Source organism: Agrococcus sp. GW821-FHT14H11, from assembly GCF_058803545.1.
The window spans coordinates 114,609-128,995 of sequence record NZ_JBXAPA010000004.1; the positions used below are offsets into that span (position 1 = coordinate 114,609).

At 73.9% G+C, this 14,387-nt stretch carries 16 protein-coding genes; 3 read left to right on the forward strand and 13 right to left on the reverse strand.

Annotated elements, in window-relative coordinates:
• The first annotated feature begins 5 nt into the window (after positions 1-5).
• Together AC1RNL_RS05970 and AC1RNL_RS05975 are read left to right on the forward strand one after the other, a co-directional pair.
• Complete coding sequence (locus tag AC1RNL_RS05970; protein ID WP_128190405.1) at positions 6-1,007, forward strand: TIGR03885 family FMN-dependent LLM class oxidoreductase; 1,002 nt, start codon at positions 6-8, stop codon at positions 1,005-1,007.
• A complete protein-coding gene (locus tag AC1RNL_RS05975; protein WP_492934716.1) occupies positions 1,004-2,692 on the forward strand; it encodes an alpha-amylase family protein in 1,689 nt (562 codons plus the stop codon). Before AC1RNL_RS05970 ends, AC1RNL_RS05975 begins: the two co-directional genes overlap by 4 nt.
• A gap of 70 nt (positions 2,693-2,762) precedes the next feature.
• Here AC1RNL_RS05975 and rpsN read toward each other — a convergent pair whose 3' ends face one another.
• The 9 genes from rpsN to AC1RNL_RS06020 form a co-directional block, all read right to left on the reverse strand.
• The gene (rpsN, locus tag AC1RNL_RS05980) at positions 2,763-3,068 is read right to left on the reverse strand and encodes a 30S ribosomal protein S14 (protein ID WP_128190403.1); all 306 of its coding nucleotides are present in this window, start codon (positions 3,066-3,068) and stop codon (positions 2,763-2,765) included.
• Entirely contained in the window at positions 3,069-3,239 is a 171-nt protein-coding gene (gene rpmG / locus AC1RNL_RS05985) for a 50S ribosomal protein L33 (protein WP_123696729.1), read from the reverse strand.
• Positions 3,239-3,475: a 50S ribosomal protein L28 gene (gene rpmB / locus AC1RNL_RS05990; protein ID WP_128190402.1), complete on the reverse strand. Its 237-nt coding sequence runs from the start codon at positions 3,473-3,475 to the stop codon at positions 3,239-3,241. The genes rpmG and rpmB overlap by 1 nt, the downstream gene beginning before the upstream one ends.
• Before the next feature lie 192 nt (positions 3,476-3,667).
• On the reverse strand, positions 3,668-4,702 hold the full coding sequence (locus tag AC1RNL_RS05995; protein WP_310123089.1) for a hypothetical protein: 1,035 nt from the start codon (positions 4,700-4,702) through the stop codon (positions 3,668-3,670).
• Between the two features lie 97 nt (positions 4,703-4,799).
• Positions 4,800-5,216, reverse strand: coding sequence for a Fur family transcriptional regulator (locus tag AC1RNL_RS06000; RefSeq protein WP_128190548.1), 417 nt, complete (start codon positions 5,214-5,216; stop codon positions 4,800-4,802).
• Positions 5,213-6,088: a metal ABC transporter permease gene (locus AC1RNL_RS06005; protein WP_310123096.1), complete on the reverse strand. Its 876-nt coding sequence runs from the start codon at positions 6,086-6,088 to the stop codon at positions 5,213-5,215. The genes AC1RNL_RS06000 and AC1RNL_RS06005 overlap by 4 nt, the downstream gene beginning before the upstream one ends.
• Complete coding sequence (locus AC1RNL_RS06010) at positions 6,085-6,963, reverse strand: metal ABC transporter permease (RefSeq protein ID WP_310123099.1); 879 nt, start codon at positions 6,961-6,963, stop codon at positions 6,085-6,087. Before AC1RNL_RS06010 ends, AC1RNL_RS06005 begins: the two co-directional genes overlap by 4 nt.
• Positions 6,960-7,781 carry a metal ABC transporter ATP-binding protein gene (locus AC1RNL_RS06015; protein ID WP_310123102.1) on the reverse strand — a complete coding sequence of 274 codons (822 nt, stop codon included), beginning with the start codon at positions 7,779-7,781 and terminating at the stop codon, positions 6,960-6,962. The genes AC1RNL_RS06010 and AC1RNL_RS06015 overlap by 4 nt, the downstream gene beginning before the upstream one ends.
• Positions 7,778-8,839: a metal ABC transporter substrate-binding protein gene (locus AC1RNL_RS06020; RefSeq protein WP_310123105.1), complete on the reverse strand. Its 1,062-nt coding sequence runs from the start codon at positions 8,837-8,839 to the stop codon at positions 7,778-7,780. The genes AC1RNL_RS06015 and AC1RNL_RS06020 overlap by 4 nt, the downstream gene beginning before the upstream one ends.
• Before the next feature lie 126 nt (positions 8,840-8,965).
• Here AC1RNL_RS06020 and nadE point away from each other — a divergent pair, with 126 nt between their 5' ends.
• Positions 8,966-9,829, forward strand: a complete 864-nt coding sequence (nadE, locus tag AC1RNL_RS06025; protein WP_128190544.1) for an NAD(+) synthase — start codon at positions 8,966-8,968, stop codon at positions 9,827-9,829.
• A gap of 15 nt (positions 9,830-9,844) precedes the next feature.
• On the opposite strand, the gene AC1RNL_RS06030 is transcribed toward nadE, so the two are convergent.
• From AC1RNL_RS06030 to AC1RNL_RS06045, 4 genes are read right to left on the reverse strand one after another with little or no spacing between them, the layout of a single operon-like run.
• Positions 9,845-11,182 carry a dihydrolipoamide acetyltransferase family protein gene (locus tag AC1RNL_RS06030; RefSeq protein ID WP_492934717.1) on the reverse strand — a complete coding sequence of 446 codons (1,338 nt, stop codon included), beginning with the start codon at positions 11,180-11,182 and terminating at the stop codon, positions 9,845-9,847.
• A gap of 12 nt (positions 11,183-11,194) precedes the next feature.
• Positions 11,195-12,157, reverse strand: coding sequence for an alpha-ketoacid dehydrogenase subunit beta (locus AC1RNL_RS06035; RefSeq protein ID WP_310123958.1), 963 nt, complete (start codon positions 12,155-12,157; stop codon positions 11,195-11,197).
• 35 nt (positions 12,158-12,192) lie between these two features.
• Complete coding sequence (locus AC1RNL_RS06040) at positions 12,193-13,314, reverse strand: thiamine pyrophosphate-dependent enzyme (RefSeq protein ID WP_128190581.1); 1,122 nt, start codon at positions 13,312-13,314, stop codon at positions 12,193-12,195.
• The gene (locus AC1RNL_RS06045; RefSeq protein ID WP_492934718.1) at positions 13,311-14,369 is read right to left on the reverse strand and encodes a histidinol-phosphate transaminase; all 1,059 of its coding nucleotides are present in this window, start codon (positions 14,367-14,369) and stop codon (positions 13,311-13,313) included. The genes AC1RNL_RS06040 and AC1RNL_RS06045 overlap by 4 nt, the downstream gene beginning before the upstream one ends.
• Between the last annotated feature and the right edge of the window lie 18 nt (positions 14,370-14,387).

Genomic DNA, 14,387 nt, shown 5'->3' on the forward strand with positions numbered 1-14,387 from the left:
GGCGCATGGCCGACATCGGATTCCACGCCTCCCACGAGCAGCTGCCGCCGAGCGCCCTGCTGACCGCGGTGCAGCGCGCCGAGCAGGCGGGGTTCGACGCGGCGATGTGCTCCGACCACCTCGCGCCCTGGAGCAGGAACCAGGGCCACAGCGGCTACGCCTGGTCGTGGCTCGCCGCGGCGCTCGCCACGACGTCGCTGCGCTTCGGCGTCGTCACGGCGCCCGGGCAGCGCTACCACCCCGCGATCGCGGCGCAGAAGATCGCCACGCTCGGCGAGATGTTCCCGGGCCGCTTCTGGGCCGCGCTCGGCTCGGGCGAGGCGATGAACGAGCACGTCACGGGCGACGGATGGCCCGAGAAGCCCGTGCGGGAGCGCCGGCTCGTCGAGACGGTCGACGTCATGCGCCGGCTGCTCGCGGGCGAGGAGGTGACCCACGAGGGCGAGATCTCGGTGCACCGCGCGCGCGTCTGGTCGCTGCCGGTCGAGGCGCCGCCGCTGCTCGCCGCCGCCGTCACGCCCGAGTCGGCGGGCCGCCACGCGGCGTGGGCCGACGGGCTCATCACGGTCGCGAGCGACCCGGCGGGCCTGCGCGACATCGTCGCCGCCTACCGCGACGCGGGCGGCCAGGGGCCCGTGTGCGGGCAGCTGCACCTGTCGTGGGCCCCCGACGAGGCCGAGGCGCTCGCCATCGCCCGCGACCAGTGGCAGGGCAACCTCGTGCCTGCGCCCGAGGCGTGGGAGCTCGAGCAGCCGGAGGACTTCGAGCGGCGCACGGCCGGACTCGGCGAGGAGGAGCTGCGGAAGGCCGTCTGGATCTCGAGCGACCTCTCGCGCCACGTCGACCGCATCCACGAGCTCGTGGGCGCGGGGCTCGACCAGCTGTACCTGCACCACGTCGGGCAGGAGCTCGCGCCGTTCATCGACGCGTTCGGCGAGCACGTGCTGCCCGCGGTGCGCGATGCCGGCGCGGGCGCCGACGCGGGCGCCGGGCAGGGCGCCGCATGAGCCCCCGCCCGATCGAGTCGGCCGACCGCTGGTGGCGCAACACGGTGCTCTACTGCCTCGACGTGCAGGTCTTCCAGGACTCCGACGGCGACGGCATCGGCGACCTGCAGGGACTCGTGTCGCGCATCCACTACCTCTCCGACCTCGGCGTGACGTGCTTGTGGCTCATGCCGTTCTTCCCCACCGCCGACCGCGACGACGGCTACGACATCACCGACTTCTTCGCCGTCGACCCGCGGCTCGGCACCCTCGGCGACCTCGTCGAGGTCATCCGCGTCGCGCGGGCGCAGGGCATGCGCGTGATCATCGACTTCGTCATGAACCACACCTCCGACCAGCACCCGTGGTTCCGCTCGTCGCGCGCCTCGCGCACCTCGCCCCACCGCGACTGGTATGTGTGGCGCGACAACCCGCCGGCGAAGCAGGATCCGCCCGTGTTCCCCGGCGAGGAGGACTCCACCTGGACCGAGGATCCCCGCACGGGCCAGTGGTACCTGCACCACTTCCGCGCCCATCAGCCCGACCTCAACATCGCGCATCCGCCGGTGCAGGAGCAGATCGAGCGCAACCTCGGCCTCTGGCTCGAGCTCGGCGTCTCGGGCTTCCGCGTCGACGCGGTGCCCTTCCTGTTCAGCAACGACCCCGCCCACGGCACCGACACCACGGGCACGGCGCCCGAGTACCAGGGCCCCGACCACCTGCGCGCGATCCAGCGCTTCGTCTCGCGCCGCAACGGCGAGGCGATGCTGCTGGGCGAGGTGAACCTGCCGCACGAGGAGCAGCTGCGCTGGTTCGAGGCGGAGGGCGAGGCGTCGGGCCTGCACCTGCAGTTCGACTTCGTCTCGATGCAGCAGCTCTTCCTGTCGCTCGCGCGGAAGGACGCGCGGCCGCTCGCGAAGGCGCTGCGCGACCGGCCCGAGCTGCCCGAGGCGAGCCAGTGGGCGAACTTCGTGCGCAACCACGACGAGCTGACGCTCGACAAGCTCGCGCCCGACGAGCTCGAGGAGGTCTTCGAGGCGTTCGCGCCGGACGAGGGGATGCGGCTGTACGGCCGCGGGATCCGGCGTCGGCTGCCGACGATGCTCGGCGACGAGCGCGCCGTGCGGCTCGTCTACACGCTGATGTTCTCGCTCCCGGGCTGCCCGGTGCTGTTCTACGGCGAGGAGGTCGGCATGGGCGAGCAGCTCGAGATCGAGGGCCGCTACGCGGTGCGCACGCCCATGCAGTGGGAGCCCGACGCGAAGGGCGGCTTCTCGACGGCGCCGCCGCGCGCGCTGACGCGGCCCGTCGTCGAGGGCGAGTACGGCCCGGAGCGGCGCAACGTCGCCGACCAGCGCCGCGACCCGGGGTCGCTGTGGCGGCACATCCAGCAGCTGACGACCATGTACCGGGATGCGCCCGACCTCGCCTGGTCGTCGCTCGAGGTGATCGGCGTCCGGCAGCAGGCGGTGCTCGCGCACCTCTGCCGGGGCGACGACTGGACGATGCTCGCCCTGCACAACCTCGGCGACCGGCACGAGACGGTCAAGCTCGAGATCGCCGCCGAGGAGGGCGCGGTCACGCTGCACGACCGCTTCGACCTCTCGACCATGACGATCGAGGGCACGCTCGAGCTCGAGCTGGAGCCCTACGGCTGGCGCTGGCTGCAGGTGGCGCCCGCTGCCGCGACCATCCGGCGCGTGTAGCCGCCGCCGCAGCGCAGCACGACGAAGGGCCCCGACCGCGAGGTCGGGGCCCTTCGAGCGGAGCGGGTGGTTACCAGCTCGACTTGGTCACGCCGGGCAGCTCGCCCCGGTGCGCCATGTCGCGGAACCGCACGCGGGAGATGCCGTACTCGCCGACGTGGCCGCGGGGGCGGCCGTCGATGGCGTCGCGCTTGCGCACGCGCACGGGCGAGGCGTTGCGGGGCAGCTTCTGCAGGCCGAGACGAGCGGCCTCGCGCTCCTCGTCGGTGCTGTTGGGGTCGACGAGCGCCTTCTTGAGCGCGGCGCGCTTCTCGGCGTAGCGGGCGACGATGATCTTCCGCTGCTCGTTCTTGGCGATCATGCTCTTCTTGGCCATTTATCGCTCCTCTCGGAACTCGACGTGCTGACGCACGATGGGGTCGTACTTCTTCAGCACAAGTCGGTCGGGGTTGTTGCGACGGTTCTTCTTCGTCACGTAGGTGTAGCCGGTGCCCGCGGTCGAGCGGAGCTTGATGATCGGACGGACGTCCTGCGACTTCTTCGCCATCAGAGCTTCACCCCCCGAGCCTGCATGTCACGGATGACGGCCTCGATGCCACGGGCGTCGATGACCTTCATGCCCTTGGCCGAGACGTTGAGCGTCACGTTGCGCTTGAGCGACGGGACGAAGTAGGTCTTGCGCTGCACGTTCGGGTCGAAGCGGCGCTTCGTGCGACGGTGCGAGTGCGAGATGTTGTGCCCGAAGCCGGGAACGGCTCCGGTCACCTGGCATACGGCTGCCATGGTTTCCTCCAGATGGGTACCGTGGGCCGAGGCCCACCCAAGATCACTTGCCTGCCCACGCCCATGCCGATCCCTTGCGGGAGTTGGAGGGGGCGTGTGCTGTGCGGCCGAGACCGCACCAACGAGCAATCCTACGCGATGCGGATGCGCCGTGGCAATCCCCGCTTCGGCGGCGGCTCGGCGGGCGGCGCGTCAGCGGGCGGGCGGGAAGACCGGCTGCCCGTCCTGCCCCATCGGGTACGGCGTGCCGTCGGGGTAGGTCGGCCACGGCAGCAGGCCACCCGGCTGCGGCTGCGCGTGCGGCTGCTGGGCGGGCTGCGCGGCCGACTGCCCGGGCCAGACCGTCGCGCCCGGCTGCGCGGGCCAAGCGGTCGGCGCGCCGGTTGCCGCCGCGCCCGCGCCCACGGAGGCGGCGCTCGGCGGCGCGATGCGCTGCTGCGCGCCTGCGGGCCGCGCGTGCTCGCCGCGCGCCTCGGCCTCCTGCCAGTCGATGTTGCGGCGGTTCCAGTAGAGGAGCACGGTGATCGAGGCCGCGAGCGCCGTCACGACGATCGCGGCGACGGTCGAGCGCCAGTACCACTCCTCGACCGAGACGCCGAGGGCGTCGATCGCGAAGTGCAGGGTGAGCAGCACGCCGACGAGCCCGAGCAGGCCCGCCGCGACGAGGCCGATCACGCGCGCCATCTGCGCCCGCCCCCGGTTGCCGAGCGAGATGAGCCCCCACGCGCCCGCGGCGGCCGCGCGCACGACCAGGATCGTCAGCAGCACGATGCCGAACAGCTCGCCGAAGAGGAACCCCTCGTCCCACGGATCGCGATCCTCGCCGCCCGTGCCGCGCATCCAGATCACGATCATGAGCACGGCGAGCAGGTAGACGTTGGCGGCGACCCCGATCACGAGCGGCGTCGCCGAGCGCCGCGCGAGCAGCAGGTCGAGCGCCAGCAGGCCGGTGAACGCGAGGAAGACGACGACCGTCCACACGACGCGGGCCGCCTGGCTCTCGAAGTCGCCGACGAAGATGAGCACCACCGTGATGACCGTGACGATCGCGAGCAGGCAGATGCCGACGAAGAGCACGGGCTGGATGCCGAGGATCCGGCGGTGCGCGCGGGCGGGCCCGGGCGCGGGATCGGCGGACGGGCGGCGCCGCACGGTCGCGCCGTCGAGCGCGCCGTCGGGCTCGCTGCCGGGCCGCTGGGACGGGTAGGCGCTGGCGGGATGCGTCACGGAGTGCCTCCTCGGTCGGATGCTCTCAGTGTCACAGGAGCGGGCGCCGCTGCGCCATGGGGATCTCTGCCCCTGTGGACGCCGGTCGGGCGCGGGATCAGCGCGCGTCGTCGGCGGCGCGACGCGCGGCGCACTCGGCGCAGAGGCCGAAGATGTCGACGACGTGCTCCGGCTCGACGAACCCGTGCGCCGCGGCGACCCGCCCCGCCCACTGCTCGACCGCCGCGGCCTCGAGCTCGACGGTGCGGCCGCACGAGCGGCAGATGAGGTGGTGGTGGTGCGTGGGCGTGCAGGCGCGGTAGAGCACCTCGCCGCCCGCCTGGAGAGCATCAGCCTCGCCGTCGGCCGCGAGCGCCGCGAGCGCGCGGTAGACGGTCGCGAGGCCCACGGTCGAGCCGTCCTGCCGCAGCGCCTGGTGCAGCGCCTGCGCCGAGACGAACTCGTCGCTCGCCGAGAGCGCCTCGCGCACGGCCTCGCGCTGCTTCGTGGATCGGCGGGGAGTGGTGTCGGTCATGGGGTCCTCGCCTCGATGGTCCCACGGCCGGCGGCGCTCCGCGCGGCGCCGCCGCGCTCGGCGAGCGCGCGGGCGAGCCACGCGGCGCCGTACGCGAGCGCCGCGACGAGCGCGATCGCGCCGCCCGCGGCCACGTCGAGCCAGCGCGACGCGAGCAGCCCCAGCACGCCCGACCCGATGCCGATGAGCGGCGCGAGCACCAGCATCCAGCGGTAGTCGCGCACGAGCAGCCGTGCGGTGGCCGCGGGCGCGACGATGAGGGCGACGCCGAGGATGGCGCCGACGACCGGCATGATCGCCACCACGGTCGCCGCGATGAGCGCGAGCGCGACCGCCTCTGGCGCCCACGGGCGCAGCCCCGCGCTGCGGTAGCCCTCCTCGTCGACGCTCGAGAAGACCAGGTGCCCGCCGGCGAGCGCCCACACCGCGAGCGCCACGGCGAGCAGCACCGCGGTGAGCGCGATGTCGGCGCCCGTCACCGCGAGCACCTGGCCGACGAGGAACGACTCGACGTCGATCGCGAGCGGCGCCACCGACTGCAGGAACGCGCCGAGCGCGAAGCCCGCGGTGAGCATGACCCCGGATGCGACGGCGGGGCCCTGGGAGCGGATCCGGCCGATGGCGACGGCGACGGCCACGAGCGCGACGGCGGCGACCGCCGCGCCGAGCGGGATCGAGACCCCGAGGATCGCGGCCGCCACCGCGCCGGGGAAGGTCGCGTGCGTGAGCGACATCGTGAAGAAGGCGCGCTCGCGCAGCACGACGAGCACGCCGACGACGCCGGCGAGCGCACCCGCGAGCACCACCTCGACCATCGCGAGGCCGAAGAAGTCGAGCGCGGGCCAGTCGAGCACGGCGACGTCGGGGCTCATGCGGCCACCGCCGCCCGGCCCCGCACGCGGCCGCGCAGCGCGCCCGCCGCGAGCGCCACGAGGTAGCCGGCGATCATCGTGAGCGCGACGGTCGCGCCGGGGGCGGCGTCGACCCCCGCCTCCGCGAGCTGCACGACGGCCCACAGCCCGAGCCATCCGGTGACCGCGCCGAAGGCGACCGCGACGACCGCCGCCGCCCGCAGGGAGCGGGTGAGGGCGCGCGCGGCCGCGGCCGGGACGATCACGACCGCGAGCGCGAGGAGCGTGCCGACCGAGGCGGAGGCGGCGACGACGACGAGCGCCACCGCGACGGTGCCGAGCGTCTCGAGGCCCAGCACGGGCAGGCCGGAGCGGCGGGCGCCGGCGGGGTCGAACGCCGCGAACAGCTGCGGCCGGGCGGTCGCGACGACGAGCCCGACGCCGACGGCGACGAGCGCGATGCCCACCCAGAGGTCGGCCCACGTGATGGTGAGCAGGCGGCCGAAGAAGAAGTCGGAGACGCTGCCGGCGCCCTCGGAGAGCGACACGAGCACGATGCCGACGGAGAAGAAGGTCGTCAGCACGATCGCGACGGCGGTGTCGCGCGGCTGACCCCGGCGGGAGAGCAGCGCGAGCACGACGGCGGCCACGAGCGCGGCGCCGAGCGCGCCCGGCAGCAGCCCCGCGGCGCCGCCGAGCGCCGCGCCGATCGCGAGGCCCGGGAAGACCGCGTGCGTGAGCCCGTCGGCCGAGAACTCGAGCCGCCGCAGGTGCACGAGCATGCCGACCGTGCCCGCAGCGACGGCGAGCGCGAGCAGCAGCAGCAGCGGCCGCAGCAGGAACGGCACGGCGAAGGGCGTGAACGGGTCGAGCACCGCCGCGAGCGGCGCCGTCATCGGTGCTGGGCGCGGTCGCGCTCCGCGTCGTCGTCCTGCAGCAGGCGATGGTGCGCGCTGTGCTCGGACTCGTGGTGCGCGGTCGTGGTGAGCGTGTGGCCGTCGATCTCCATCACGTGCGAGGCGAAGGCGGCCTCGACGCGCTCGAGCGTGAGCACGCAGTCGGTGTCGTCGAAGGCGATCTGCTGCTGGTTGACGAGCAGGGTGCGGTCGCAGACCGCGCGCGCCAGGTCGAGGTCGTGCGTCGTGATGAGGAGGGCCACGCCCCGGGACTTCAGCGTGCGGATGGTCTCGAGCAGCGCATCCCTCGAGCCCTGGTCGAGCCCGTTGAACGGCTCGTCGAGCAGCAGCAGCCGCGGCTCGCTCGCGAGCGCCCGGGCGAGCAGGCCGCGCTGCCGCTGGCCGCCCGAGAGGTCGCCGAAGCGGGTGCGGCGCTGCGGGGTGAGCCCGACCGCCTCGATGGCGTCGGCGACGATCCGCCGGTCGCTCCGGCCCGGCCAGCGCAGCCCCAGGCGGGGCGTGCGCCCCATCGCGACGACCTGCTCGAGCGTCACGGGGAACGCGGGGTCGATCTCGCTCGACTGCGGCAGCACGCCGATCTCGCCGCGGCCCTCCGGCACGCGGAAGGTGCGCGCGTCGTGCTCGGCGAGGCCGAGGATGCCGGCGAGCAGCGTCGACTTGCCGGCGCCGTTCGGGCCGATGAGCGCGACCGCCTCGCCGGGCAGCACGGTGAAGCCGACGCCCGTGAGCACCGGGGCGCCGCCGTAGCCGAAGGCCGCGTCGACGATCTCGACGACGGCCTCCGGAGCGGTGCTCATGAGAGCGATTCTGGCACCGGCAGCGGCTCGGCGCCCCACGCGGTCACGATCGCGGTCGTGTTGTGCACGAGCGAGCCGATGTAGGTGCCGGTGGGCGTGCCCTCGGCGCCGAGCGCGTCGGCAGCGAGCGCGTCCTCGCCCTGCCGCAGCTCGACGCCCGCCTCGCGGGCGATCGTCGCGGCGAGCTGCGGGTCGATCGCGTTCTCGCTGAAGACGACCGGCGCTCCCGTCTCGCGGATCTCGGCGACGAGCTCGTCGATGTGCGCGGCGCTCGCGTCGGCGCTGTCGTCGAGGCTCGGCAGCACCGTGCCGACGACCTGCACGTCGAAGGCGCGCTCCAGGTAGCCGAACGTGTCGTGCGTCGTGACGACCAGGCGCTCGTCGACGGGCACCTGCTCGATCGAGGCGCGCATCCATTCCTCGAGCTCGCCGAGCTGCGCGATGTAGGCGTCGGCGGATGCGTCGATGTCGGCCTCGGGGTCGGCCGCCGTGACCGCGTCGCGGATGGCCTCGGCCTGCAGGATCGCGTTCGCGGGGTCGGTCCACACGTGCGGGTCGAACTCGCCGTGCTCGGCGTGCTCCTCAGCGGTCTCGCCCTCGTGGCCCGCCTCGTCGGCGTGCTCGGCCTCGTCGGCGTGCTCCTCGCCCTCCGCCTCGTCGCCGTGGTCGTGCCCCTCGTGCGGGTCGCCCTCGGCGGCGAGCAGCTCGAGGCCCTCGGAGGTGTCGACGACGGTGCCCGCGAAGCCGGAGGCCTCGACGGTGTCGTCGAGCCACTCCTCGAGGCCGGCGCCGTTCACGATCAGCAGGTCGGCGTCGGCGAGCGCGCCGAGCGCCGAGGGGCCCGGGTCGAAGGAGTGCGCGGAGGCGCCCGGCTGCAGCAGGCTCGTCACCTCGGCCGCGTCGCCCACGAGCTCGCTCGTGATGTCGGCGAGCTGGGTGGTGGTCGTCACGATCTCGAGCCGGTCCCCGGCCGAGCCCGCGCCGTTCGCCGTGCCGGCGCATCCGGTCACGGCCAGGGCCATCGCGCCGATCGCGCCGGCCGCTGTGAGGGTTCGCATCTGCAGTCCTTGTCCAGCACGGCACCCTGCCGCGCACCTCCACGGTAGGCGCTGTTGAGAACGATTGTCAATTTCGCGCAGCCCTCCGCAACACGCCCGACACACGGCGCGCGTAGGCTTCCGGCCATGGAGCGCTCCACTGAAGCAGCCGGCGCCGCGCAGTCCGCGATCATCGCCGCCCTGGGATCCCGACCGACCATCGACCCGCCCGCCGAGCTCGAGCGCCGCGTGCGGTTCCTCGTCGACTACCTCGCGCACACGGGGGCGAAGGGCTTCGTGCTCGGCATCTCCGGCGGGCAGGACTCGACGCTCGCCGGCCGCCTCGCGCAGCTCGCCGTCGAGCGCGCGCGCGAGGGCGGCGCCGAGGCGACGTTCGTCGCGGTGCGGCTCCCCTACGGCGTGCAGCACGACGAGGACGACGCGCAGCTCGCGCTCGACTTCATCCGCGCCGACCGGGAGGTGACCGTCGACGTCAAGCCCGGCGTCGACGCGCTCGAGGCGTCGGTCGAGGCCGCCATCGGCGAGGTGACCGACTACCACAAGGGCAACGTGAAGGCCCGCGCGCGCATGATCGCGCAGTACGCGATCGGCGGCCAGCTGGGCCTGCTCGTGCTCGGCACCGACCACGCCGCCGAGGCGGTGACCGGCTTCTACACGAAGTTCGGCGACGGCGGCGCCGACCTGCTGCCGCTCGCGGGGCTCACGAAGAGCCAGGGGCGCGAGCTGCTGCAGCAGCTCGACGCGCCCGAGCGGCTGCGCACCAAGCCGCCGACCGCCGACCTGCTCGACGACAAGCCCGGGCAGCTCGACACCCACGAGCTCGGCCTCACCTACGAGCAGATCGACGCGTTCCTCGAGGGGCAGCCCGTGCCCGACGAGGTCGCCGAGCAGATCACCACCCGCTACGAGCGCACCGAGCACAAGCGCCGCGTGCCGGTGACGCCCGACGACGAGTGGTGGCGCTCGCCGGCTGGGCCGCTCTTCGACTAGCGGCCACGCTGCTGCCTAGTCGAGCAGCAGCGCCGGCTCCTCGAGGATCGACGCGACATCGGCCAGGAAGCGGCTGATGACGTCGCCGTCGACCGCGCGGTGGTCGAACGAGCCGCCCACCGTCGTCACCCAGCGGGGGCGCACCTCGCCGTCGACCACCCACGGCTTCTGCCGGATCGAGCCGAACGCGAGGATCCCCGCCTCGCCGGTGTTGAGGATGGGCGTGCCGGTGTCCATCCCGAAGACGCCGATGTTCGTGATCGTGAACGTGCCGCGCTGCAGGTCGGCAGGCGGCGTGCGACCCTCGCGCGCCGTCGCCGTGAGCGACTGGATCGCGGCGGCGAGCTCGCGGAGCGACAGGTCCTGCGCGTCCTTGATGTTCGGCACGAGCAGCCCGCGCGGCGTGGCCGCCGCGATGCCGAGGTTCACGTAGTGGTGCACGACCAGCTCGTCGTCGGTGAAGGTCGAGTTGATGTGCGGCGAGCGCGCGAGCGCCCACAGCACCGCCTTCGCGACGATGAGCAGCGGTGAGACCTTCACGCCCTCGAAGTCGCGCGACGCCTTCAGCCGCTGCACGAACTCCATCGTGCGCGTCACGTCGACGTCGACGAAGACGGATGCGTGGGGCGCGGTGAACGCCGACGCGGCCATGCCCTGCGCGATCGCCTTCCGCACGCCCTTCACCGGGATGCGCTCCTCGCGCTCCCCCGTCCAGACCGGAGCCGCCGGGGCTGCTGCGGGAGCAGCACCGCCGCCGTCGGCCGCCTGCATGACGTCGTCGCGCGTCACCTCGCCGCGCGAGCCGGTGCCGGTGAGCGAGGCCAGGTCGACGCCGAGGTCCTTGGCGAGCTTGCGGGTCGGCGGCTTCGCGAGCGCGCGCCCGGCCGGGGCCGGGGCGGATGCGTCGGCGCCCGTGGGGCGCTCGGGCGCAGCCTGCGGCGCGGGAGCAGGCGCGCTCGACGCCGCGGGCGCCTCGCGCACCGTCCGCGGCTTCCGCCGCCGGGTCTGCGCGCCGCCGCGCACGCCGTAGCCGACGAGCACGGCGCCGCCCTCGTCGCCGGAGCCCTCCTCGACGACCGTCTGCTCGACGTCGCTCGACGACTCCACCGCATCCGCGTCCCCGCCGGAGACGCGGATGATGGGCGCGCCCACCTCGACGGTCTGCCCCTCCTCGACGAGCAGCGCCTCGACCGTGCCCTCGAAGGGGCTCGGCAGCTCGACGAGCGACTTCGCAGTCTCGACCTCGAGCAGCACGTCGTTGACGCGCACCGCGTCGCCGGGCTTCACGCGCCAGCTGACGATCTCGGCCTCGGTCAGCCCCTCGCCGGGGTCGGGCAGCCTGAACTCCTGCATCGCTTCCTCCGGTCAGTGGGCCAGCGCGCGGTCGACGGCGTCGAGCACGCGGTCGGCGTCGGGCAGGTAGACGGCTTCGAGCTGCGCGGGCGGGAACGGGGTGTCGAAGCCCGACACGCGCAGCACCGGCGCCTCGAGCGAGTAGAAGGCGCGCTCGGCGATGGTGGCGGCGACCTCGGAGCCGACCGAGACGTGCCCGGGCGCCTCCTGCGCGACGACGACGCGGCCGGTGCGCTCGGCCGACGCGATGATCGGCGCCCAGTCGATGGGCGACAGCGAGCGCAGGTCGACGACCTCGCACGACGTGCCCTCGGCCTCGGCGATCTCGGCCGCCTGCAGCAGCACGTGCCCCATCGCGCCGTGGCCGACGAGGGTCACGTCGCTGCCCTGGCGCGCGACGACCGCGTCGTGCAGCCCGGCCGTCGGCTCGGGCAGCACCTCGCCCTTCGTCCAGTACTTCGCCTTCGGCTCGAGGAAGACCACCGGGTCGTCGCTCTCGATCGCCTGCCGCAGCATCCAGTGCGCGTCGTTCGCCGTCGACGGGCTCACGACCCGCAGGCCCGCGGTGTGCGCGAAGTACGCCTCCGGGCTCTCCTGGTGGTGCTCGACCGCGCCGATGTGGCCGCCGTAGGGGATGCGGATCACGACCGGCATCGAGACGGCGCCGCGGTGGCGGGCGCGCATCTTGGCGAGCTGCGACACGATCTGGTCGAAGCCGGGGTAGACGAAGCCGTCGAACTGGATCTCGATGACCGGCCGGTAGCCGCGCATCGCGAGGCCGATCGCGGTGCCGATGATGCCCGACTCGGCGAGCGGCGTGTCGAGCACGCGGTCGCCGCCGAACTCGGCGTGCAGCCCCTCGGTGATGCGGAAGACGCCGCCGAGCGGGCCGATGTCCTCGCCCATGAGCAGCACCTTCTCGTCGGCGCGCATCGCCTCGCGGAGCGCAGAGTTCAGCGCCTTCGCGATCGGCATCGTGGTCGCCTGCGCGGCCGCCGCGCCCTGCGCGCTCACGACCCGCTCCCGAAGCCGGCCTCGAAGTCGGCGAGCGCCTGCCGCTGCTCGTCCATGAGCGGATGCGGCTCGGCGTAGACGAAGTCGAAGATGTCGTCGCTCGCGGCGGTGCCGGCCGCGAGCGTCTGCCGCCGCATGTCGGCGGCGAGCTCAGCGGCCTCCTGCTCCTGCGCGGCGAGCGCGGCGTCGTCGACGCCCAGCGAGCGCAGGTGCACGGCCATGCGCGCGATCGGGTCGCGGCGGCGCCATGCCTCCTCCTCGTCGGAGGTGCGGTAGCGGGTGGGGTCGTCGCTCGTGGTGTGCGCCCCCATGCGGTAGGTGTCGGCCTCGACGTAGCCGGGGCGTCCCTGCCTGGCCGCGTCGAGCATCCGCCGGGTCACCGCGAACGACGCGAGCGGGTCGTTGCCGTCGACCCAGGCCGCGTCGAGGCCGAAGCCGCGGGCGCGCTCGTGCAGCGGGAACCGGCTCTGCCGGCTCGAGGGCACCGAGATGGCCCACTTGTTGTTCTGCACGAAGAAGACGATGGGCGCCTCGTAGCTCGCGGCGAAGACGAGCCCCTCGCTCGCGTCGCCCTGGCTCGCGGCGCCGTCGCCGTAGAACGCCATGACCGCCTCGTCGACCGCCTCGTCGCCGGTGCCGCACGCGCCGTCGAGCCGGATGCCCATGGCGTAGCCGGTCGAGTGCAGGGCGTGGGTGGCGATGACGAGCGAGTAGATGCGCATGCCGCGCACCTCGAGCGGGCTCCAGCCGCCGTGGCTCGCGCCGCGGAAGATGTCGATGATCTGCCGCATCTCGACGCCGCGGTGCAGGGCGAGCAGGTGCTCGCGGTAGCTGGGGAAGAGCGTGTCCTGGTCGCGCGCGGCCCACGCCGCGCCGACCTGCGCGCCCTCCTGCCCGAGCGACGGCACCCACAGGCCGAGCTTCCCCTGCCGCTGCAGGTGGCCGGCCTCGATGTCGAACGCGCGGGTGCGCACCATCTCGCCGTGCATCGCGAGGCGGTCGTCGGTCGTCAGCTGCGCGGCGAGCTCGCGCCACTGCGCGTTCGCGTCGGTCTCGACGAGCGCGCCCTCCGCGTCGAGCAGGCGGATGGGCTCGGTCGCCGTGGCGGCACCGGTCACGGCAGCGCCCGGATCGCGGTCGCCGCCGCCAGAACGTGCTCGTCGGCCTCGGGCTCGCCGATCGAGATGCGCACCCCGTCGGGGAAGACCTTGGCGACGATGCGGTTGGCGAAGAGGATGTCGTGGATCGCCTCCTGCTGGTCGGTGCGGGAGGGCACCCAGACGAAGTTGCCGTGCGGCTTCGGCACCGGCACGCCCGCGTCGACGAGGCGCTGCCAGAGCGCGTCGCGCTGCTCGGCGAGCCGCGCGACCCGCGCCATCGTCTCGTCGACGTGCGCCATGGCGGCGAGCGCGGCGGCGGAGGCGAGTGCCGTCTGCGACAGCGGCACGCCCGTGAGGTCGGCGCCGCGCAGCACCGCGGGGTCGCCGACGGCGTAGCCGACGCGGAGGCCCGCGAGGCCGTGCGCCTTCGAGAAGGTGCGCAGCACGACGACGTTGTCGTGCGCGCGCTGGAGGGCGATGCCGTCGAACGTCGGCTCGCGCACGAACTCGACGTAGGCCTCGTCGAGCATGACGAGCACGTCGGACGGCACGCGGGCGAGGAACGCGTCGAGCTCGGCCGCGCCGACCATCGTGCCGGTGGGGTTGTTGGGGCTGCAGACGATGACGGCGCGGGTGCGCTCGGTGATCGCGTCGGCCATCGCGTCGAGGTCGTGCGCGTGCTGCGCGTCGTTCGGGACCTCGACCGGCGTCGCGCCGCCGGTGCGCACGAACAGCGGGTAGGCGTCGAAGGAGCGCCAGGCGTAGACGACCTCGTCGCCGGGGCCCGCGACCGCGTGGATGAGCTGCTGCAGGAGCGACGCGGAGCCGTCGCCGATGAGCACCCGTTCCACGTCGACGCCGAGCTGGGCGGCGAGCGCCGCCTTCAGTTCGGGGGCGCCGGGCCGCGGGTAGCGGTTCACGCGCTCCGCCTCCCGCTGCACGGCCTCCACCACCGCCGGCAGCGGCGGGAAGGGGTTCTCGTTGCTGGAGAGCTTGTAGCCGCCCTCCGGCGCGGGCCGCCCCTGCTGGTACGGGGGCACCGACGCGATCTCGGGTCGAAGTCGCACAGTCACCGGCTCAGGCTATTGCGA